Raw genomic sequence first — 20,152 nt, 5'->3', positions numbered from 1 at the left:
ACCACGACACCCGCGAACCCACCCTGCCCACCCGACAGCGGACCCGACAACAGGACCGCGAATACCGCATCAACGCCGAACGCGTCCGCAACGCAACCGAACTCGCACTCGAACACACCCGCAAACACCCGACCGCGAAGACCCGAGCCCCCGACCACACCACCACCTACACCGACAGCGACCCGCCACCGTTCTGAGAACGGGCCACCATGCCCGTCGCCGCGGCAACGATTGCGGGACAAATCGATTCGCGGCGCCTTCACCCGGCCGCGCGGTAACGGCGGTCCGCGAAACGCGGTGTGATATAGATCACCGTTTGCGCGAATTGACCATCGGGGTACCTCTGAGCCAGCGATCGACCTGACCGAAAGGAGCCTGAAGTGGCTGACAGTGGACCCGAGAACGCCGTGAGCGGTGTCGTCGAGGATGTGAAGGGCAAGGCCAAGGAAGTCATCGGCATCGTGACCGACAACGACAGCCTGCGCGACGAGGGCCGAGCCCAGCAGGACAAGGCCGAGGCCGAGCGCAACGTCGCGAAGAAGGAAGCCCAGGCCGACGCGGCCCGCGCCGCCGCCGACGCCGCCGAGGCACGCCAAAAGACCGCTGAGAACGCGAAGTAGAAGCCGGCACAGTTGGACCGACGGGCCCTGTCCTGGAAAAGGACGGGGCCCGTTGACGTGTCAGGCGCGTCGTTGCATCGTGATCGGCAGACCGTCGGCCGGCGTGGGACCGGTGCCCCACACCATCCGGGGCCGATAGCCCGAGCGGATACGCCAGTCGAAGTTGCGCAGCACCGCCAGCATGATCGCCTTGACGCTCATATCGGCGAACTGCTGGCCTATACATTTGTGGACGCCCCCACCGAACGGCGCGAACGCGTATCGATGGACCGCACTCGCATCCGCCCCATCGGTGAACCGGCCCGGGTCGAACGTGTCGGGCTCGGACCACCAATCCGCCAGCCGCATCGACGCGTACACGTTGACGGCCACCTGGCTGCGACGCGGAATGTAGTGACCGGCCACCTCGGTGTCCTTGACCGCCTGTCGGAACAGCGTCCCGGCCGGCGCATACATCCGCAGGATCTCCTTGAAGGCGGCGTCGAGCAGCGGATAGCCCTGCAGGCCATCCACACTGAGCTCCGCATCGCCGGCCAGGGCTTCGGCACGCAACTTCGACTGCCACGAGGTGTGCATACCCAGCTCGTAGACGAGCATCGCGATCGCGATGGCGCTGGTGTCGTGAGCGGCCATCAACAGAAAGATCATGTGGTTGACGATGTCGGCATCGGAGAACCCTTCACCGTCCTCGCTGCGGCTGTGACACAGCATCGAGAACAGATCGGCCCGGTCACCGGCCCGGCGACCGGGCACCTGCCGAGCGAAGTAGCGTTCCAACCGTTCCCGCGCGCGCAGCCCGCGCGCCCACGTGCCACCCGGCACGTCGGCCCGGATGAGCGCCTGCCCGCCGCACACCGTGTCGTGGAAGTCGGCCGCCAGCTGTGCCGACTCCGTGCCCAGCGTCGCACCCACGAACACCTCGGCGGCCAGATCCAGCAGAAGGTCCTTGACGGCGGTGTAGAACGGAAACCGTTGAGCCGAGGGCCAGTCGGCCACCGTCCGGTCGATTCCCGGCCCCATCAGACGCAGGTATCCGTCCAGCGCCGACCGGGTGAAAGCCTGCTGCATGATCCGCCGGTGATCGCGATGTTCCTCGAAGTCCAGCAACATGATCCCGCGATGGAAGAACGGGCCGATGACCGGCGCCCAGCCACGCTCGCTGGAGAAAGCCTTGTCCTTGTTGATCCACACCGCCTCCAGCGCCTCCGGACCCATCAGTGTGACGATCCGGAAGCCGACCCCACCGGCCCACGACACCGGGCCGTACCGGTCGTAGCGTCGGCGCGCGAAATCGAGCGGGTCGACCAGCGAGCTCATGATGTGCCCGATCACCGGAAAGCCGTAGTTGCCCATGACCGGACGCAGACCGGAGCCCGCCGGCGGTCGCGCCAGGGCATGCTCGCGACTGGGAAACCGCGATGTCAACGACGCGGCGGCGTACTGCAGTCGCACCTTCGCGGCCGCGGCGGCCTCGGACCCGACGGCGGTGCTCATTGCCCGATCCGGTCCAAGTAGGCCCGCCGTACATCGGCGTCGAAGTCACCCGGCGGGCGCCGCTGCGTCGCAATGCCTTTCATCCACTGCAGCATGGGTTCGGGTGCCATCTCCTCGATGATCGCCACCGGTGCCAGCCAGCGCGGCACCGTGACCTCGCGCCACGAATGGCTCGCGCTGTCGGCCACCACCTCGGCAATCTGTTCGGGCCGCCGGGTCGGCAGCAGGTCCAGCGATACGCCGGCGGTCAGCTCGGTGTGCACCGCCGTCGGCAGCACGGCGGTGACGGTGACGTCCGAGGAGGCGATCTCGGCACGGACTGCGCGGGACAACGCCGCGACGGCGTACTTCGTGGCGCAGTAGACCGACATTCCCGGCGTGGTGACCTTGGCCGCCATCGAGGCGATGTTGACGATGTGACCGCGGTTGCGCTCGAGCATCCCCGGCAGGAAGGTGTGCATCCCGTTGACGACGCCGGTCAGGTTGACCGCGATCTCGCGGTGGTAGAGCTCGATCCGCTGATCGGCGAAGGCGCCCATGTACTGGATGCCGGCGTTGTTGACCAGCATGGCCGGTGGGCCCAGTTCGGTTGCCCGCGCGTGGAAGTCCGCGACGCTGGCGACGTCGGTGACGTCCAGATGGGTCGCGTGTGCGCCGATCTGACGGGCGGCACGTTCGGCTTCGGCGTGGTCGATATCGCCGATCAGCACGGTGGCGCCGCGGCGGCTCAGTTCGGTTGCGGTGGCCAGTCCGATGCCGCGGGCTCCCCCGGTGACGCAAGCGACCGCACCGCGCAGCGCGATCATGCGTGCACCGCGCCCTCGTCACTGAACTCGCGCAACGCGAAGTAGGCGATCAGGCGCACCTCGCCGTCGGGCATGGTGAGCAGCGCCCGCCCGAGGTACAAACCCGGTGTCAGCTCGACGATCTCATCGCGGGTGCGTTTGATCGGGAAGGTGCGCACGCTGGGATTGCGATACTCCTCGACGCCGTAGTCGAGAGCGCGGACCTTGATGAAGGGAGCCACCGCCGCGGTATCGACGGAGTGCTTGAAGTGGAAGCCGACCATCTCCGATCCGACGCGCCGCAGGCCGCGATAACCGGGAGCAATGACGGGCATCGCCACACGCGAGATCAACGAGAGCCGGTTGAACCCCGTACCGGACCGGTCGTCGAAGGTCTTGCCGCGCCAGGTGGGATCGATCTTGAGCAGCGGGTTGGCCAGCTGCGCCTCGGGAATGCCGAACAACTTGCCCACGATCAAGCCTTCGAATGCACCGTCGAGGCATTGCGGTGCGCTGCCCTGGGCGAACAGTAGGTGCAGTTGACCGCTTCGGCCGTCGTCGCCCAGATCGCGCAGGTAATCCCAGCCATGGCGGCGCGCCAGCGCCGGCGCCGTCGCGGCCAGCGTGCGCAGGTCGGTGAGCACCGAGGCGCCGGCCGAGGGGTGGTGTCCGGTGTCGCGTGCTGCCGACGAAAGGCTCATGATCCTCTTCTCAAATTCTGGTACGAAGTTGTGCCATTCACTCTGGCACCAAACCGTGCCAGAATTATTGGATGCGTGTCAAGGGTGTGCACCGATGAGATGGGACGATCGTGCGGTGCCCGAGGTTTCCCAACGCAGTTACGGCGGTCAGTCCGCCGATGCGCGCCGCCTGTACCGGCGGGCACGCTTGATCGAGGCCGCCCTCGACGTCATCGCGGCCAACGAATGGCGCGCCATCACCGTCGACAAGCTGTGCCGGGCCGCCGGCCTGAACAAGCGCTACTTCTACGAGAGCTTCACCGACCTGGATGCCGTGGCCGCAGCCGCCGTCGACGAGATCGCCCTTGAGGTCAGCGCCGCGACGTTGACGGCGGTGGCAACCGCGACTGCCGAATCGCTGGAACGCCAGGCCACGGTCGCCGTCGACACCGTGGTGCGGACCTTGGTCATGGATCCGCGCCGGGCGCGCGTGCTCCTCGGCGGCGTCTCCACCTCCCCCGCCCTGCACCAACACCGCGAAATGGTGATGCGCGGGCTGACGGCCGTGCTGGTCGGGCATGCCCGCACCGTCCACGATGTCGAACTGGAGTCCGACCCCTTGGCCGAGATCGCGCCGGCCTTCGTGATCGGCGGCACCGCGGATGCGATCCTTGCGTTCATCGATGGCCGCGCACGAGTAACCGTCGAACAGTTGGTGGAGGGGCTCGTCACCCTGTGGCTCATCACCGGCAACGGCGCCGCCGATATCGCGCGCTCGCGGATCGACCGGTGACCCCGGCCCTCAGTGCTGCGCGGCGAACGTGATGGCCGGGCAGGCCAACTGATGGCGCGCACTCTCATCGACCACCGCAATCTCGACCGCGGCGATGATGGCCCTTGCCACGTCCGAATCCGCACGGCACCACAGCTCGGTCGACCCGCCGCTGAGGACGACCCGTCGGATCACCGAGCCGCATGCCCGCACGACCGCCGATCGTGCGACGAGTTTTCATGCTGCACAACCCCATTCATCAGCATCGGCGTCATCGCCGACGTGAGAGTGCAGACCCATCACCCTGAGCCGGCCGTCCCCCAGCATCAATGGGGCCCGATCGTCGAGGTAGAGGTAGCGGACACCGTCCGCCCAGGCCGCCAGGCGGGTCAGTTGCGGTTCCGAGGTGACGACGAAACGTGACACCGCGGAGGCCACGGCACGCCGCAATGCGGTTTCGGCACCGCCGCAGCGGAACACGACCTGGATGGGCCGGATGCGGTGGTAGCGGATGAGGTCGAGGTCACGATCGTCGTGCGCGGTCACCGAGATGCCATGTCCACGAGCCCACTCGGCCACCCGGCGATCGGCAAGGCCGGTGGCCGGCACGCTGTGCCCGGCACTGACAGCGCACCGCGCAGGCGGGAGTGGGTCGACGTCCGGAAGTGTCATGCCTTTTACACCTACGCCATGCGACGCAATCGTGGGTCGGCCCATACGCGGTGTAGACACCCGCAACCGCGTTCTTTGCGCATTGTTCACGGTGCCGGCCGGAGTCAGTCCTTCCTGCGCGCCGACACCCGGTTGTGTGCGGTCAGCAGGATGTTGTCGAACACCGTGCGCGGCGGCAGGGAGTCTCCGCCGGCCACCTCGGTGAAATCGCTCATCAGCTGTTCGGCCAGAGCGCGCAGCTTGACATTCGTTTCCTGGGACCGCCATTTCAGCACCGCGAACGCCGCGTCGGCATCGATGCGGTACAACAGTCGCAGAATGCCTTTCACCTGCTCGATGACGGCCCGGTTGTCGGCGATCTCGGACACCGCCTCGGTGATGGCGACGTCGCGCGCCTTGTCATCGGGCGTCACATCGATGTAGTAGCCCTGCGCACCGACCACCTCCCCTGCGGCATCGCGCAGGCTCTCACCGATCATCATCACCTCGCGCACATCCTCGTGCACATTGACCATGCGATGCCGGATGCTGAACGGCTCATGCGTACGCCGGATGGTCTGCAACGCGGCCGCGACCCGGTCCCGGTCCTCGGGGTGCTTGTGATTGAGCACCAAATCCGTTGTCGGGCGGATACTTCCGGGAGGATACCCGTGCATCGACAGCACGTCGTCCGACCACTCCCAGCGTTCGTCGCCGAAATGGTATCGGTACCAACCCACACGTTGGGTTGTCGACTCCTCACCGCCGTGGCCGTCACGTGGCATAGCATCCCCCTCGGATGTCGATCCGACCGGGTTGACGGGATGTGTTGCGTGCCAGCAAGAGCGACGGCCGGACTTCATTGTTGCCGGATGCACGGCCGCAGTCGACTGACTGCGGCCGTGCGCGATACCCGACTTCTAGGTCGAGCCGGCGGTACTGGACTCGATGGTGCGGGCACCGCCCGCGTGAGTCACCTCGATGCGGCGCGGCCTGGCACGCTCGGCAAGCGGGATGCTCACCGTCAACACACCGTTTTCATAGGTGGCCGAGATACGGGAGCAGTCGATGCCCTCACCGAGAGACAATTGGCGCCGGTAGGTTCCGGAGAATCGCTCGTTGGACAGCCATTGCACCGCCTCATCGGATCGAGCGCTGCGATGCGCGGTCAGGGTCATGGTGCCGTTGTCCACGCTGACATCCACCGAACCCGGATCGACACCCGGCAGGTCCGCGGTGAGCACGTAATGATCGTCGACCTTGTAGAGGTCCATCGGCATGAATCGTGGGGCACGGGCCGAGCCGACCTGGTTTGCGAGTTCCCGGGTCACGGCGTCACCGAATGGATCAAAACGAAGCACAGCAATCCACCTCCTCGTCATGTCCGGAGCCCGCCACCCGGCGGGCAGCCAAATCACTGTGCGATTCAGAATTTAGCACTCGCCACCGCGGAGTGCCAGCATCAGTTCTATCCATTTTGCGAAACCGCGCAAATTCGCACTCCGTCCAGAAGGCCCGGGACATGCTGCGGTGCAGTGGCTCTCGTCGGCGAGCCAGAACAGCAGCACATGCACGGGTGGCGGGCACACGCCCGGCGTGTTTCGGGCCCCAACGGGTGGGTACCTCACGCGCATCCCGCACCAGACCACCGCAGCACCCCTGGAGAGACCATGTCATCGCAATCCGACCCGGCCCCGCACGGTGTCATCCCCTACCCCGGACGCACCGACGAGATGGACCGTCGGCCTCGAGATGAGATGCGCGACTACGTCGGTCGCGATCTGTTGGCCGGTAAGCGAGCACTCATCACCGGCGGCGATTCGGGGATCGGGCGCGCGGTCGCCGCGGCCTTCGCGAAAGAGGGCGCCGACGTGGCGATCGCTTATCTGGAAGAGGACGCCGATGCCGATCACACGGTCGGTCTGATCGAAGCGCAGGGGCGACGCGGCCTCGCACTCCCGGGAGACCTGGCCGACCCCGCACACTGCCGCCAGATCGTCGCCGACACCGTGTCGACCCTCGGCGGGCTGGACATCCTGGTCAACAATGCCGCCTATCAGTCACCCGTCGATGATCTGGCCGAACTCTCCGACGAGCAGTGGCGCCGCACGTTCGCGGTGAACATCGACAGTTTCTTCTACGTCACGAAGGCGGCGCTGTCACATTTGACACCGGGCGGCAACATCATCAACACCAGTTCCATCAACGGACTGCGCGGCAACAAGTCGCTGATCGACTACTCGGCGACCAAGGGCGCCATCCTGGCACTGACCTATTCGTTGGCCCAGGCTCTCAGCGACCGCGGCATCAGGGTGAATTGTGTTGCACCGGGCCCGGTGTGGACTCCGCTGATCCCGGCGACCATGGACGCCGAGAAGACGGAGTCGTTCGGCGAGCAGGCCCCGATGGGACGTGCCGCCGAACCCGATGAGATCGCACCGTCGTATGTGTTCTTCGCCGCCGGCCGGATGTCGTCGTACTACAGCGGTGAGGTACTGGCACCGATCGGCGGCGAGACGCTACCCGGATAACACCACCGAAATCCAGCGGGCAGAGGCGGTTCGATCTATCCCGCCGCCGCTGTGGAAGGACCGAGAGATGCCAGTGCGGTGTCCACGGTGGTGTGCATGTCGACCTCAGTGTCCAGGCCCAGGATCGCCATCGGGCGGCGGGTACGCGGCCCGTCGGCGACCACCGCGAAGGCGATACGGCCGCGCAGCGACGTGTTCGCGCCGATCAGCACATTCATGCCGCGAGCCGCCAGGAAGTCGAGACCGGACAGATCGACCACGATCGCGGTCGGATTCGCCTTGAACCCGGCGCAGATGTGGCTTTCGAGCACGGACGCCGTGGTCACGTCGAGCGCGCCGGTGCAGTCGATGATGAGGGTCGAGCCGACCCACCGTTCGACCACGGTGCATGTCGGGTGAAAATAGGAAAAATTGGAATCGGTCATCGGAGACCTCGCAGACCATAAATGGTAGGGCGCGATGGCTCGCAGGCTGACTCTTAACCGTCGAGCAAAAAGCAGGATGCGTCCAGCTTACGTCACACAGGCACTGGCGAACAGGTCCGTTCGGCAACAAGATCAGGTCCGTGCAGGTCATGTCAGCGAAACCCGGACGGTGCACCGCGTCGGTAGCGTCGGTGACACCGTCACGTATCAAGATCGCGGTGCCATGACCGACAACCCAGCCGAAGTGGTCGAAGAAACCGCACGTCAACCCCGCCGGGCCCGCGTACGCCTGCGTCGTACCGCGGTCGTGATGACCGTGCTGACGTTGCTGTTCGGCGTGCCGTGGTGGACGGTGGTCGCGGCGGGCGGTTGGCCCGCCCCGGTGACCGTGGTCGGCACGCTGATCTTCGCCGCCATGCTCATCGCCTTGCCGACGTTGCTGTTCACCGGGCACGGTAAGCACCGAGATGTCCCGTCCGCCATCGGCGACGTGCTGCTCGGGGTGATCTGGGTGTTGTTCGTGTGGTCGGTGATGGGCAATGTGGCCCGTCTGGTGCTGCTGGCCGCCGGTGTCGAGGATCCGATGCGATCACGGATCGTTGCCACTGCGGTTCTGGCCATTTCGGCCGGTCTGCTGGTCTGGGGATATCGCGAGGCGATGCGCATCCCGCGGATCCGGCAGGTCGAGGTGCATCTGCCGCGGTTGGGCCGTGGTCTGGACGGGCTGCGGGTCGCCATGATCACCGACACCCACTACGGCCCGATCGACCGTGCACGGTGGTCGGCGGACATGGTGGCCCGGGTCAACGATCTCGACGCCGATATCGTCTGCCACGTCGGGGACATTGCCGACGGCACCGTCGACGTGCGCCGCGAACAGGCCGCCCCGCTGGCCACCGTGCGGGCCGCGACGCGGGTCTACGTCACCGGTAACCACGAGTACTTCAGTGAGGCGCAGGGCTGGATGGACCATATGGAGTCCCTCGCCTGGGACGCCCTGCACAATCGCCACCTGATCGTCGAACGCGGCGGTGACCGACTGGTCGTCGCCGGGGTGGACGACGACACCGCGGCGGGCTCGGGTGCCGCGGGGCACGGGCAGGACCTGACCACCGCGCTGGCCGGTGCGGATCCGGGCTTGCCGGTGCTGTTGCTCGCGCATCAGCCCAAGCAGATCCGGCATTCGGTGGCCGCCGGGGTGGACCTGCAGATCTCCGGACACACCCACGGTGGCCAGATCTGGCCGTTCAACTTCCTGGTGCGGCTCGACCAGCCGGTGGTCCACGGGCTCAGCGCGCACGGTGAGCGCACACAGCTCTACACCAGCCGCGGCACCGGGTACTGGGGGCCACCCTTTCGGGTGTTCGCGCCCAGCGAGATCACGCTGCTCACGCTACGCGCCGGATGATGTTGTCTCCCGGCCATTCTGGGCTGCGAGCGGATCGAGCTGATCCGAGGTGAGGTCGTCGGCGGCGGTCGAGACGCTCAGCGCCTCCCACCGCTCGTCGGATGCCAGCAGTTCCCGTCCGGCAGCGGTGGCGTAGCGGTAGGCATCCGGTCCCACCAGCAGCCGCGCCGGCGGCTCGGGCATCCCGACGATCTCGAGGACCAGCGCGGCGACCTTGGCCGGATCACTGGCCACCAGGTTGCCGGTGCGACTCATCGCCATTGCGGCGCCGACGGTCTCGGCGTACTCGGCGCGGACCGGGTCGATACGCATCGACGATCCCGCCCAGTCGGTGCGGATACCTCCGGGCTCCAAGACGGTGACCTTGATGCCCAGCGGCGCCACCTCCATGGCGAGCACACCGGAGAAGCCGGTGACCGCCCACTTCGCCGATTGATACGCGGCCAGTCCGGGCCGGGCCATCCGGCCGCCCACCGACGAGACCTGCACGATGTGCCCGCCGCGTTGGGCCCGCATGATGGGCAGCGCGGCACGGGTCAGGCGGACCACGCCGAGGAAGTTGGTGTCCAACTGTGCGGTGAAGTCGTCGAAGTCGACATCCTCGATGGCCGCCATGTTGGCATAGCCGGCATTGTTGACCAGGACGTCGAGGCGTCCGAAGCGGTTCACCGCGGCGGCAATGGCGGCGCGCACGTGGTCACCGTCGGTGACATCGAGGGCGACGACCGCGAGGCGGTCCGGGTGATCGGCGGCCAGATCGGCCAGCGCCGAGGTGGACCGCGCTCCGGCGACCACCCGGTGACCGGCCGCCAGCGCGGCGGACACGATATCGCGGCCAAGCCCGCGGGAGGCGCCGGAGACCAGGAATACCAGGGATTGCTGTGTCATTGTTCGCTGCTTTCGTTGTGCTGATGGGGATTTCAGGAGACGCTGCGGACGACGCCGCCGTCGACGCGGATGTCGGCGCCGCTGGTGTAGCCGGCGTGTTCGCTCGCCAGGAACGTGACCGCGGCCGCGATCTCCGCGGGTCGGCCGAAGCGTCCGATGTCGTTCGGGAACCACTGCGCCGACGCCGACCGTTCGATGTCCTCCCAGCCGGGCCCCCAACCGTGTTGGTCGGCCACGGAGGTGGTCAGGTCGCGCACCGGATCGGTGAGGATGGCGCCCGGCGCGACGATGTTGGCGGTGACGCCGGTGCCGGCCAGTTCGCGGGCCAGCGACACGGTGAGGTTGTGCCGCGCTGCCAGGGTGGCGTTGTAGTGCGGTTGCAATGCGGCCGGCTGCAGCGCCAGCCCGCCGCCGATCTGGATGACCCTGCCCCAACCGCGCCGTCGCATCCCTGGTACCAGGTGACCGATCAGGCGGACTCCCGAGACCACGTTGACCTGATAGATCCGCAACCATTCCTCGGCGGTGGCCAGCGACCAGGACAGTCCGTCGTAATAGCCGGCGTTGTTGACCAGGATGTCGACCTCCCCGGCGTGGTGGGCCACATCGGCGGCCCCATCGTCGCTGCTCAGGTCGCCCAGCACGGCCGTGGCCTGTCCGCCGGACGTGCGGATCCCGGCGGCAACCTCCTGCGTGCGGGCGGCATCGCGACCGTGGACGATGACCGCCGCCCCCTCCGCCGCGAGCATTTCTGCGATCGCGCGCCCCAGTCCGGTGCTCGATCCGGTGACCAGCGCGCGTCTGCCGGCCAGTCCCATATCCATGACGTCCTCCATATCTACAGCGGTAGACTTATCAACATGTCTACAAATGTAGATTTCGCCCGGGTTATTCCCTACCGTGGCGACATGCCGCCAGCACCGCCGCGCCGCCGCAACGCCGCCGCGACCCGCGAGGCGATCCTGCAATCGGCCGTTGGGCACTTCGCCCGCGCCGGATACGACGGTGTCGGCGTCCGGGAGATCGCCCGCGATGCCGGCGTGACGGCGATGCTGGTCAACCGCTACTTCGGGTCGAAGGAGCAGTTGTTCGCCGAAGCGGTCGACACCTCGTTCGCCACTCCGGTGTTCGTGGCCGAAGACCCCGAGGCGCTCATCGGCGGCATCGTCGAGGCGTTGGTGCAGCGGACCGCTCCGGACGTCGACACCCCGGAGCCCTTCCTGATCCTGCTGCGCTCGGTGTCCAATCCGCGCGCCACCGAGATCGTGCGCGACGCGATCACCCGGCACGTCGGCGCGCGGTTGGCGCGGCGGCTGCCGGGTCCGCAGGGTGCGCTACGCGGCGAGGTTGTGCTGTCGGTGATCGCCGGGGTCCTGTTGATGCGCCGCGTGCTGGGCACGGCCGCACTCGAAGCCGCAGGCGCCGACGAACTGCGGATGCTGCTCAGCAGCACGCTCGCTGCCGCGCTCGGCACGAAATAGGCTCCTCTGTCACCAAACTCACATCGCAAAACTTGCGTTACATCGAATTAACACCGACGATCGAAGCGTTGCACTGTTCGGTGATCCCAACTGTGACACCAGATTTGAAGCCAATGCCCTGTGACCCAGGGCACTTTTAGGAGTGAGAAGAATGTCGTTCGCGAAGTTTCGTGCCGATGTGAAGCGGGCCAACAGCCGGCGACGCCTCTACGCGCGGATCAACGCCATGCCCCACTCGACGGTTCGCGAGGAACTGATCGCCGTGGCGCAGCGCTACGAATTCGGCGACGCCGCACCCCGCTGATCAACGGTTCCACGGGCCGGCGGATCGCCGCGACGGCGCAAGCCATCCGAACGGATCCGCCGCCGCACTGCGGTATTCGAGACTGACGTCGCCGCGGTAGCCGCGCCGGTGCAGATGCGCCAGATGCGTCGAAAAGTCGATGTCCCCGGTCCCGGGTTCGCCCCGGCCCGGGGCGTCGGCCAACTGAACATGTCCGATGCGGTCGGCGTACGCCTCGATGACGCCGGTGAGGTCATCGCCGTTCACGCTCAGGTGGTAGAGGTCGGCGAGCAGGCGCAGTGACGGTGCACCGATCCGGTCGAGCACCGAGATCACCTCGGCCCCGGTGCGCAGCGGGTAACCGGCGACACCACTGAGTGGTTCGATCAGGATGGTGGCCCCGACTTCCTCGGCCCGGGCGCTCACCAGCGCCAGGTTCCCCGCGGCCACCTCGTCCTGGCGCGCGGCGTGGCAGCCCGCGATCCGGTTGCCGTACAGCGCATTGAACGCCGAGGTTCCCAGCCGTGCACCGATACCGAACGCCACCTCGGCATTGTCGCGAAACTCGCTGATGCGCAGCGGATCTGACAGGATGCCGCGCTCCCCTGCCGTCATATCGCCACCGGCGAAGTTCAGCGCGGCCAGGCGCACCCCGGCGTCGCCGATCGCTCGCACGAACGCATCGACCTCGGCGTCACCGGGCACCGAATCGTCGAAGGGCCACCAGAACTCGACCGCCCCGAAGCCGGCATCGCGGGCGGCCTGCGGTCGGCGCAGCAGCGGCAGGTGGGTCAGCAGGATCGAGCAGTTGACCACAAAGTGGCCGGGGTCAGCCACGCCCGACATAGTTCATTCCGCGGGCCATGACCGTGATGGTCGGAACCGACACCGTCACCGGGAGACTGACGATGTGGGCGATGGTGTCGGCGACGTGGGTGACATCGATCGACGGTTCGGTGAAGCCACTGGTCATTTCCGTGGCGGCGTTGCCGATGTCGATCTGGCAGACGTCGATGTCGTGGTCCCGCAGGTCCAGCAGCATCGAGGCGGTCAGGCCGCTGATCGCGTGTTTGGTCACCGCATACGCCACGCTGTCGGGCCGGGGCCGGTGCGCGGCCAGCGATCCGTTGTTGATGATCCGGCCACCGCGCGGCGATTGCGTGGACATGATGCGGGCCGCCTCGCGGGCGCAGAACACCGCACCGTCGACGTTGGTCCGCCACACCGAGTGCCAGGCGTCGTCGTCGATGTCGAGGATCGACGCACCGGGACCGAATACGCCCGCATTGTTGAACAGCACGTCGACCCGTCCGAAAGCCGCCGTCGTCTGCTCGAACAGTGCCCGCACCGAGGCCGGGTCGGTGACATCGGTCGGCACGGTCAGCGCATTCGCCCTGCCGTCGGCCGCCGCGGTCAGGGTCTGCGCCCGCCTTCCCGCCAGGACCACCCGGTGGCCGGCGTCCAGCAGGGCGCGTGCGGTGGCACGGCCGATGCCGCTGCCGGCACCGGTGACGATGATGACCTTGTCCGAGGCGACGTCGCGCATGGCATCGATTGTTTCAGGATTCACTCCGCCTCACACCGGGCACTCCCTGCGCATGAGTGATCCCAGACCCTCGTCCCACGCCGAAAACGACGAAAAGGCCACACCGCCCGGTCCGACCGATCAGGGCCGGACCGGGGGCATGGCCACCCGCGAGGTTGCCCCGGATGTGGTGGAGAAACACCGGGACGAACCCTCGGACTGAGCATCACGTGCTGCTGCGCTGCGCCTGACGTTCGCGCCGCTCGGCTTCGGCCAACTCCTCCACCCGATCGGCCTCGGCCCGTTTGTCATCGGCCGCCCGTTGTTTCGCGCGGGCATCGGCACGCTTGTCCTGGGCGTCGCCGGCCACCGACTTCTCGGCGGCCTTGATCCGATCCAGTTCGCGCTGTTTGGCAGCCTCGGCGGATTCCTTCTTCTGCGCCGCGGTTTGTGCGGCCTGCTGTCGCACCGCAGCGGACTCTTGCGCGGCGCTCTCCTCGGCGTCATGCCGGCGTTGCGCGGCATCCTCGCGGGCACCTTGGACGGCCGACTCCTTCGCGGCGCGGGCCTGCCTGCGGTCCTGCAGCGCGTCGTCCTTCGCATCCCGCAACCGGGCGTCGGCCTGCTGCCGCTTGACATCCGCCTCGGCATCGAGTTGCGCCGCCCGGGCGCGCGCGGCGCTGCGCTCGGCGAGCACGACACCTTCGTGCGCCATCCGACGCTCGCCCAACGCATTACCGATCGCCGCGTCCAGCGCACCGAGGGACCGTTCGTAGATCAGTCGCGCGGGCGCTTCGCTCTCCATCCGCGACATGACGCGATCTTCGAGCAGTTGCAACGGAATTCGGACAATCTGATATTGCAGCCGCAGCACGGTGCGCGGCAGTTCGATGAGGTTCATTTCGGGCTCCTGGTTCTGCGGTTCAGGGAAGGTCGGACTGATCGGTCAGCTTGTCGGCACGTTGTCGCAGCGCGTCGGCTTTGGCCTGTTCCTGCTGTGCGTCGTGCACCTGTGCTGCGTGATCATCGAGCGCCTCCGATACCTCGGCCCCGGCCTGCCGCGCCTCGACATGCTCTCGGGCCTCGGCGCGTCGGACCTCGTGCTCGGCGTCGCGCACGGCTTGCGCCTCCTCGCGCACCGCGTCCTGGTGTACGGCCTGCACCCCGGCCTGCTCCTGCACGGCGCGCTGGCGGTCCACCGAATCCTCCACGGCCGCAGTGCTGCGCTGCACCGCGGTGCGCTGCGTGGCGGCGCGCTGACGCGCCTCGGTCTCTTCGGCGCGGGCCGCGTCGGCCTCGGCGTCGGCGACGGCCTCGGCGCTGTTGGCCTCCTTGCGCTGACGCGCCTGGGTCTGCTCCAGCTGTCCCTCGGCCGTCAACGAGTCGTTGCCGGTCACGGCGCCCGCGATCTCCTTGGCCTTACCCTTCACGGAGTCGATCAGGCCTTTTCGGGCCTGGTCGGACTTGTTCTGATCTGTCATCGGTCCCCCTGCGGCACGCCGGCCGGTGGCTCTGGCGGGCCATCGCTGTCATCGGTCAGGTGGCATCGGCGCGCTGCATCGCCACGCGCCGGGCACCCCGACTGGATACTCGTTCGTCAGGCGTTGAAACGGATCGTGCGCGTGTACGGAGCGTTCTTTCGTTGGATGGACGACGTTGTCGGCATCCTCAGGCTTGCAACCGGTTCTGGCGGGGTACACCGCCGCATGGCCTCCGACGCTGCGGTGCACGCACCGCCCGACGCCGCGCCCGACGGCAAGCTCAAGCGCAGGATCACCGGGCCGCTGCTGTTCCTGTTCATCCTCGGCGACGTGCTGGGCGCCGGTATCTACGCACTGATGGGCGTGCTGTCCGGCGAGGTCGGCGGAGCGTTGTGGGCACCGCTGCTGGTGGCGCTGCTGTTGGCGCTGCTGACGGCCGGTTCGTATGCCGAGCTGGTAACCAAATATCCGAAGGCAGGCGGTGCCGCGGTGTTCGCCGAGCGTGCCTTCCGCCGGCCGCTGATCTCGTTCCTGGTCGGCTTCTGCATGCTGGCTGCGGGGGTGACCAGCGCGGCAGGCCTGTCGCTGGCGTTCTCCGGTGACTATCTGGCCACCTTCATCGATGTGCCCGCCGTTCCGGCCGCCATCGTCTTCCTCGGTTTGGTGGCCGCGCTCAACGCCCGCGGTATCAGCGAGTCGATGAAGAGCAATGTGGTGATGACCGCCATCGAGCTGACCGGTCTGCTGATCGTGATCATCGCGGGTGCGGTGATGGTGGGTCAGGGCCGCGGCGATATGGGTCGCGTCGTCGAATTTCCCAACGGTTCGACGCCGGCGGTGGCGATCCTGGGTGGGGCGATCATCGCCTACTACTCGTTCGTCGGATTCGAGACATCGGCCAATGTCGTCGAGGAGATCCGCGATCCGAGCAAGGTCTATCCGATGGCGCTGTTCGCATCGTTGATCACCGCGGGCATCGTGTACGTCCTCGTCGGTCTGGCCAGTGCCGCGGTGCTGGCGCCCGAAGAGTTGTCACAGTCCAGCGGCCCACTCCTCGACGTGGTGTCGGCATCCGGTCTGGGCGTACCCGACTGGGCGTTCAGCGCCATCGCGCTGGTTGCGGTGGCCAACGGCGCCCTGCTGACCATGATCATGTCCAGCCGGCTGGCGTTCGGGATGGCCGAGCATGGTCTACTACCGCACCAGCTCAGTCGCGTTCTGCCGCAACGGCGCACACCGTGGGTGGCGATCGTGACCACCACCGCGGTCGCCATGCTGCTCACGCTCATCGGTGACCTGTCCACACTCGCCGAGACCGTGGTGCTGCTGCTGTTGTTCGTGTTCATCTCGACCAACATCGCGGTGTTGGTGCTGCGCCGCGACCGCGTCGACCACCCGCATTTCCGCGTGTGGACGATCGTGCCGGTGCTCGGCGTGGCGTCATGCATCGTGCTGTTGACCCAGCAATCGGCCAAGGTCTGGCTGTTCGCGGGCATCTTGCTGGCTGCGGGCGCGGTGCTGTTCGTGGTGACGCGCGCGGCCGGGCGCCGGCTCAACGGATGACCCCGTATCCCAACCCTAGAGAAGGAAGTCCGATGACATCACCAGATGGCGGCGACACCGAGAATCAACCCGGCGATGAGCCCAATACCGAAGTGCCGACGGCCAATCCCGCATACGCGACGCCGCCGCCGGAGGGTCTGCCCGACGCCGACAACGATTGAGACCACCGCCGTCGACGTCACGGCGGGTAGGGCAGGCCGAACTCGTCGGCCAACAGGCTTTGCACCACGATCATCGCGGTCTGCGAACCCGCGGCGATCGCACCCGCGATATAGGGCTGTTCGGCGCACAGGTCCCCCGCCGCGAACACCGTCGGTGCGTCGGTCCGATGCAACGGATCGATCGTCAGCACGTCCGGCCCGAGCGGTCCGGCGGTGCCCGAGGCACCAAGTTGCTCAGCCAGCGTAGATCGTTGCCGCAGCGGTGCTTCCACCAGTAAACCGTCCCGTTCCAAGCGATCACCGTCGCTGAAGGAAATGGCGGACAGCACCGAATCGGAGCCGATCAGTTCGGTGACGCGGCGCTCGTCGATGGTGACATCCGCCGTCGCGAGCAATTGTGTCTGTGCGGGGTCGAGGTCGGAAGGACCGTCGGTCAGCAGCACCACGTCTTCGCTCCAGCCGCGCAACATCAAAGCCGCGTGTACCGCCTCGGCACCGGATGCCAATGCCGCCAAACGTTTGTCGCGCATTTCCCAGCCGTGACAGAACGGGCACTGGAACACCGAGGATCCCCACATCGCCGCCACGCCGGGCAGGTCCGGCGGCACGTAATCCATCCCGGTCGCGAGCAGGACGCGACGGCTGTGAACCACCTGTCCGTCATCGAGTTCCAAGGCGTAGCCGGCCTCGACGGGCCTACCGGACAGCACCTCGTTGTTGCGGTACTCGACGCTCGGGTATGCCGTCAGCTCCTCACGGCCCTTGGCGTACAGCTCGGCCGGAGATCGCTGATCGAAGCCGAGCAGCCCGCCGATCGCGGGCGCGGCACGGTTGCTCTGTCGGTTGGCATCGATCAACAGCGTCCGCCGCCGAGCCCTGCCGAGCACCAGGGCGGCGCTCAACCCCGCCGCTCCGCCGCCGACGACCACACATTCCCACTCGTTCACGAGCGCTTGAATCCCCGGGCGGGAGCGCCGCAAACGTTATGGCAGCCGTCTCGTCGTCAACTGGTCTTTCGTGAGGTCCCGGGCGAACTGCTCGAGCAGCGAGCGTCGGCGCAGTGGCGGGCTGTCCGTGTGCGCCTCGGCGGCGACTCCGTGCAGCACGTCGGCCAGCGCCGCTGCGGACGTCCACTGCGGCTGCCAGTCGAGTTCAGCGCGCGCCCGCGAGCAGTCGAGCAGCGGAACGCTGAATGCCATGTCCAGCCAGCCGCGGTCGATCGGTTGCAGCCTGGCCCGCCAGCTGACGTCGACCAGTGTGCCCAGAATGCCGGAGGGCAGATGGATGGGCTTGGCGTGCATTGCCGCTGCCACCACGTCACGGGTCACGGGCGGCTCGGCGGCCAGGTTGAAAGCACCTGCGGACCGCCGTTCGATCGCGCTGACGAAGGCGGCGGCCACATCGTCGCTGTGGATCAGCGGGATACACAGCTGGCGATCCAGCGGCAGAACCGGCAACAGCGGCACGATGCGCATCGGCACATAGCCCGGGAGCGCGTAGCGCATCAGGCCGCTGGCCGCGGCGCGCTGGACGATGAACCCGGGCCGCATCCGGGCGATCCTGACGCCGGTGTCGCCGTGGGTGCGTTCGTACTCGTCGAGCAGTGCCTCGGCGGCCGACTTGTGCCGACTGTACGGTGAGGTGGAAATGCCTGCGGTCGACCAGGTTTCGTCGACCGGCGTGCCGTACCGACCGGCCGCGTAGGTGCCGACCGAGGACATGTGCAGCAACTGGCCGACCGATACGGCGTGAGCGGCCTGCAGCACGGCGGCGGTGCCGCCGACGCCCTGCCGCTGCAGGTAATCGATATTGCGGGTGGGCTGAAATCCCCAGGCGAGGTGCACGACGGCGTCCGCACCGTCCAGGATGGGTCGCAGGCCGGCCGAGGCGTCACTGTCGGCCAGGTCCACGCTGTGCCACCGTACGCGCGCGTACACGTCGACCGGTTCGGGCGGGCGGCGCACGATCCCGACTAGTTCATGATCGGTGGTCTCGGTGAGTCGGCGCAGCAGGGCGGTGCCCACATTGCCCGAGGCACCGGTGATGACGATTCGCATGTCACACCAGTTCCGGCTGCGGCGGCGGCGCGGCCGCGCGGCGTTTGACCGCAACGGCCGCCGCGGTGCCGGCCACCGCGCCGGTCAGGATGAGCGTGGGCCACCACAGGGCCTGCGCGATGACGATCCGGCGCTGCATCTTCATCACGAATCGGCTGGCAGATTTCGCACGACCGGTGACACTCACGGGTGTCCCCTTCCTCTAACGGCTTGCTCCGGCCATACCCTCGCCTCCCTGCCCGGAAACGCTTTCACCGCTGTCGGGTTCGTCGAATGTGACATCCACGCGTTGAAAACCCTTGGCCTGCTGTGCCTCGGCCTGGCCGGCGTACATACGGCGGTCGGCGGCGGTCAGATCGACGTTGTCGGTGAAGGGGGTCAGCAGCGCCCGCGGGTGCAACCGGTTCACCCGGACCGCGTTGATCTGCGCACACACCAGCAGCGATGTGGCGACCAGATACAGAAAGGCCAGCAGGCCCAGCACGATGGCGAACACACTGTTGGTGACGCTGGCCGAGGCCACCACGTGCGAGACGTAGGTGGCGCCGAACCATTGCAGCAGTTGCCACAGCACCGCGGCGAGCACCGCGCCGGGAAGGACCTGCAGCACGCTCAGTTCCTGCACGGTGGTGACCCGGAACGCCGCGACGCAGACCGCGGTGTTCAGTGCCAGCGACGCGATGAGGACCACCCCGGTGCCCAGGAATCCCAGGCTCGCCCAATTCTTGCCGATGGCCGTCAACAGTGTGGTGGCGATGAGCGCCGACCCGAGCACGAACAGCAGCATCAGACTGCGCAACCGGGCCTTGATCGGATCGGGACGCACGTAGCGGGGCACGGCCCAGACGGTGTCCATCGCGTTCTGCAGCGCCGTGCCGACACCCAGCCCGCCGTAGAGCGCACCGACGATGCCGATGACGACGGCGGTCGTGCCGCCGCTGAGCGCGCTCGGCTCGCTGAGTTGATCGCCGAGCAGCGGGAACTGGCTGATCGCGGAGTCCACGATCTGCTCGCGCCAGTCGGGCCGGTCCCGCAGTACGACGCCGAGTGCGGTGGTCAGCAGCAGCAACAACGGGAACAGTGAGACGAAGGCGTAATAGGTGATCAGGGCGGCAAGGTAGTTGGCCTGATCATCGATGTACTTGTAGACCACGGCGATGGCGAAGCCGGCCGCGCGGCTGCGTTGCTGCACACGATCCAGCCACTTGAGCATCGTGACCTCCCACCCCTGGCGGCCGTCTGCCGCCGGTCGGGGGTACCCACTGTGGCCCGTGTTCTCACACCTGCGATATCTCTTCCGGCGGTGAGGCTCCGATCCCGCTGGCTGCTCAACGCGGCTGCTGATCA

26 protein-coding genes and 1 pseudogene are annotated in these 20,152 nt (G+C 67.4%); 10 read left to right on the top strand and 17 right to left on the bottom strand.

Annotation, left to right across the window (positions count from 1 at the left end; genetic code table 11):
* Positions 1 to 197 (top strand): annotated as a pseudogene (locus tag ACWDUN_RS25265) (hypothetical protein); the annotation flags it as partial.
* 183 nt (positions 198 to 380) lie between these two features.
* Positions 381 to 620 (top strand): microaggregate-binding protein 1, encoded by a 240-nt coding sequence (gene mbp1 / locus ACWDUN_RS25260; RefSeq protein WP_449932961.1) that lies wholly within the window; start codon positions 381 to 383, stop codon positions 618 to 620.
* Between the two features lie 60 nt (positions 621 to 680).
* Here the strand turns inward: mbp1 and ACWDUN_RS25255 are convergent, their stop codons facing one another.
* The 3 genes from ACWDUN_RS25255 to ACWDUN_RS25245 are packed head-to-tail and all read right to left on the bottom strand — an operon-like array spanning position 681 to position 3,600.
* Positions 681 to 2,114, bottom strand: a complete 1,434-nt coding sequence (locus tag ACWDUN_RS25255; RefSeq protein WP_449932960.1) for a cytochrome P450 — start codon at positions 2,112 to 2,114, stop codon at positions 681 to 683.
* Entirely contained in the window at positions 2,111 to 2,920 is an 810-nt protein-coding gene (locus tag ACWDUN_RS25250; RefSeq protein WP_449932959.1) for an SDR family NAD(P)-dependent oxidoreductase, read from the bottom strand. Before ACWDUN_RS25250 ends, ACWDUN_RS25255 begins: the two co-directional genes overlap by 4 nt.
* Positions 2,917 to 3,600, bottom strand: a complete 684-nt coding sequence (locus ACWDUN_RS25245; RefSeq protein WP_449932957.1) for a hypothetical protein — start codon at positions 3,598 to 3,600, stop codon at positions 2,917 to 2,919. Before ACWDUN_RS25245 ends, ACWDUN_RS25250 begins: the two co-directional genes overlap by 4 nt.
* A gap of 94 nt (positions 3,601 to 3,694) precedes the next feature.
* On the opposite strand from ACWDUN_RS25245, the gene ACWDUN_RS25240 reads away from it, so the two are divergent.
* A complete protein-coding gene (locus ACWDUN_RS25240; protein ID WP_449932956.1) occupies positions 3,695 to 4,372 on the top strand; it encodes a TetR/AcrR family transcriptional regulator in 678 nt (225 codons plus the stop codon).
* 216 nt (positions 4,373 to 4,588) lie between these two features.
* Here ACWDUN_RS25240 and ACWDUN_RS25235 read toward each other — a convergent pair whose 3' ends face one another.
* The 3 genes from ACWDUN_RS25235 to ACWDUN_RS25225 all read right to left on the bottom strand — a co-directional run bounded on the left by ACWDUN_RS25235 (position 4,589) and on the right by ACWDUN_RS25225 (position 6,363).
* Complete coding sequence (locus ACWDUN_RS25235) at positions 4,589 to 5,023, bottom strand: hypothetical protein (RefSeq protein WP_449932954.1); 435 nt, start codon at positions 5,021 to 5,023, stop codon at positions 4,589 to 4,591.
* A gap of 104 nt (positions 5,024 to 5,127) precedes the next feature.
* A complete protein-coding gene (locus ACWDUN_RS25230; protein ID WP_449932953.1) occupies positions 5,128 to 5,787 on the bottom strand; it encodes a PAS and ANTAR domain-containing protein in 660 nt (219 codons plus the stop codon).
* A gap of 135 nt (positions 5,788 to 5,922) precedes the next feature.
* Positions 5,923 to 6,363: an Hsp20/alpha crystallin family protein gene (locus tag ACWDUN_RS25225; protein ID WP_449932952.1), complete on the bottom strand. Its 441-nt coding sequence runs from the start codon at positions 6,361 to 6,363 to the stop codon at positions 5,923 to 5,925.
* Positions 6,364 to 6,672: 309 nt separating this feature from the next.
* Between ACWDUN_RS25225 and ACWDUN_RS25220 the strand changes: the two genes are divergently transcribed.
* Positions 6,673 to 7,533, top strand: a complete 861-nt coding sequence (locus tag ACWDUN_RS25220) for an SDR family oxidoreductase (protein WP_449932950.1) — start codon at positions 6,673 to 6,675, stop codon at positions 7,531 to 7,533.
* 35 nt (positions 7,534 to 7,568) lie between these two features.
* On the opposite strand, the gene ACWDUN_RS25215 is transcribed toward ACWDUN_RS25220, so the two are convergent.
* Positions 7,569 to 7,958, bottom strand: coding sequence for an STAS domain-containing protein (locus ACWDUN_RS25215; RefSeq protein WP_449932948.1), 390 nt, complete (start codon positions 7,956 to 7,958; stop codon positions 7,569 to 7,571).
* 223 nt (positions 7,959 to 8,181) lie between these two features.
* Here ACWDUN_RS25215 and ACWDUN_RS25210 point away from each other — a divergent pair, with 223 nt between their 5' ends.
* Positions 8,182 to 9,366, top strand: a complete 1,185-nt coding sequence (locus ACWDUN_RS25210) for a metallophosphoesterase (protein WP_449932947.1) — start codon at positions 8,182 to 8,184, stop codon at positions 9,364 to 9,366.
* Here the strand turns inward: ACWDUN_RS25210 and ACWDUN_RS25205 are convergent.
* Together ACWDUN_RS25205 and ACWDUN_RS25200 are read right to left on the bottom strand one after the other, a co-directional pair.
* A complete protein-coding gene (locus tag ACWDUN_RS25205) occupies positions 9,352 to 10,254 on the bottom strand; it encodes an SDR family NAD(P)-dependent oxidoreductase (protein WP_449932945.1) in 903 nt (300 codons plus the stop codon). The two genes, ACWDUN_RS25210 and ACWDUN_RS25205, sit on opposite strands and share 15 nt — an antisense overlap.
* A gap of 32 nt (positions 10,255 to 10,286) precedes the next feature.
* Positions 10,287 to 11,078: an SDR family NAD(P)-dependent oxidoreductase gene (locus tag ACWDUN_RS25200; RefSeq protein ID WP_449932943.1), complete on the bottom strand. Its 792-nt coding sequence runs from the start codon at positions 11,076 to 11,078 to the stop codon at positions 10,287 to 10,289.
* Positions 11,079 to 11,162: 84 nt separating this feature from the next.
* On the opposite strand from ACWDUN_RS25200, the gene ACWDUN_RS25195 reads away from it, so the two are divergent.
* Together ACWDUN_RS25195 and ACWDUN_RS25190 are read left to right on the top strand one after the other, a co-directional pair.
* A complete protein-coding gene (locus ACWDUN_RS25195; RefSeq protein WP_449932942.1) occupies positions 11,163 to 11,735 on the top strand; it encodes a TetR/AcrR family transcriptional regulator in 573 nt (190 codons plus the stop codon).
* Positions 11,736 to 11,886: 151 nt separating this feature from the next.
* On the top strand, positions 11,887 to 12,039 hold the full coding sequence (locus ACWDUN_RS25190) for a hypothetical protein (RefSeq protein WP_449932941.1): 153 nt from the start codon (positions 11,887 to 11,889) through the stop codon (positions 12,037 to 12,039).
* On the opposite strand, the gene ACWDUN_RS25185 is transcribed toward ACWDUN_RS25190, so the two are convergent.
* Positions 12,040 to 12,855, bottom strand: a complete 816-nt coding sequence (locus ACWDUN_RS25185) for a hydroxypyruvate isomerase family protein (protein ID WP_449932939.1) — start codon at positions 12,853 to 12,855, stop codon at positions 12,040 to 12,042.
* Positions 12,848 to 13,564 (bottom strand): SDR family oxidoreductase, encoded by a 717-nt coding sequence (locus tag ACWDUN_RS25180; protein ID WP_449932937.1) that lies wholly within the window; start codon positions 13,562 to 13,564, stop codon positions 12,848 to 12,850. The genes ACWDUN_RS25185 and ACWDUN_RS25180 overlap by 8 nt, the downstream gene beginning before the upstream one ends.
* A gap of 52 nt (positions 13,565 to 13,616) precedes the next feature.
* On the opposite strand from ACWDUN_RS25180, the gene ACWDUN_RS25175 reads away from it, so the two are divergent.
* Positions 13,617 to 13,766, top strand: coding sequence for a hypothetical protein (locus ACWDUN_RS25175; protein WP_449932936.1), 150 nt, complete (start codon positions 13,617 to 13,619; stop codon positions 13,764 to 13,766).
* Between the two features lie 3 nt (positions 13,767 to 13,769).
* Here ACWDUN_RS25175 and ACWDUN_RS25170 read toward each other — a convergent pair whose 3' ends face one another.
* Positions 13,770 to 14,444, bottom strand: a complete 675-nt coding sequence (locus ACWDUN_RS25170) for an IF2 family translation initiation factor (RefSeq protein ID WP_449932934.1) — start codon at positions 14,442 to 14,444, stop codon at positions 13,770 to 13,772.
* A 22-nt stretch (positions 14,445 to 14,466) separates the two neighbouring features.
* Entirely contained in the window at positions 14,467 to 15,024 is a 558-nt protein-coding gene (locus tag ACWDUN_RS25165) for a CsbD family protein (RefSeq protein ID WP_449932933.1), read from the bottom strand.
* Between the two features lie 225 nt (positions 15,025 to 15,249).
* Here ACWDUN_RS25165 and ACWDUN_RS25160 point away from each other — a divergent pair, with 225 nt between their 5' ends.
* Together ACWDUN_RS25160 and ACWDUN_RS25155 are read left to right on the top strand one after the other, a co-directional pair.
* On the top strand, positions 15,250 to 16,587 hold the full coding sequence (locus ACWDUN_RS25160) for an APC family permease (RefSeq protein ID WP_449932931.1): 1,338 nt from the start codon (positions 15,250 to 15,252) through the stop codon (positions 16,585 to 16,587).
* 32 nt (positions 16,588 to 16,619) lie between these two features.
* Positions 16,620 to 16,748: a hypothetical protein gene (locus tag ACWDUN_RS25155; RefSeq protein ID WP_449932929.1), complete on the top strand. Its 129-nt coding sequence runs from the start codon at positions 16,620 to 16,622 to the stop codon at positions 16,746 to 16,748.
* Between the two features lie 17 nt (positions 16,749 to 16,765).
* Here ACWDUN_RS25155 and ACWDUN_RS25150 read toward each other — a convergent pair whose 3' ends face one another.
* The 4 genes from ACWDUN_RS25150 to ACWDUN_RS25135 are packed head-to-tail and all read right to left on the bottom strand — an operon-like array spanning position 16,766 to position 20,018.
* On the bottom strand, positions 16,766 to 17,695 hold the full coding sequence (locus tag ACWDUN_RS25150) for an NAD(P)/FAD-dependent oxidoreductase (RefSeq protein WP_449932928.1): 930 nt from the start codon (positions 17,693 to 17,695) through the stop codon (positions 16,766 to 16,768).
* Between the two features lie 36 nt (positions 17,696 to 17,731).
* A complete protein-coding gene (locus tag ACWDUN_RS25145) occupies positions 17,732 to 18,805 on the bottom strand; it encodes an NAD-dependent epimerase/dehydratase family protein (RefSeq protein WP_449932927.1) in 1,074 nt (357 codons plus the stop codon).
* Position 18,806: 1 nt separating this feature from the next.
* Positions 18,807 to 18,992 carry a hypothetical protein gene (locus ACWDUN_RS25140; RefSeq protein WP_449932925.1) on the bottom strand — a complete coding sequence of 62 codons (186 nt, stop codon included), beginning with the start codon at positions 18,990 to 18,992 and terminating at the stop codon, positions 18,807 to 18,809.
* A gap of 15 nt (positions 18,993 to 19,007) precedes the next feature.
* Positions 19,008 to 20,018, bottom strand: coding sequence for a YihY/virulence factor BrkB family protein (locus ACWDUN_RS25135; protein WP_449932924.1), 1,011 nt, complete (start codon positions 20,016 to 20,018; stop codon positions 19,008 to 19,010).
* Positions 20,019 to 20,152: the final 134 nt, after the last annotated feature.

Source organism: Mycobacterium sp. NPDC003323, assembly GCF_053589535.1.
The sequence above is the reverse complement of the archived record's forward strand: the minus strand, read 5'-3'. Positions and strand labels throughout refer to the sequence as shown.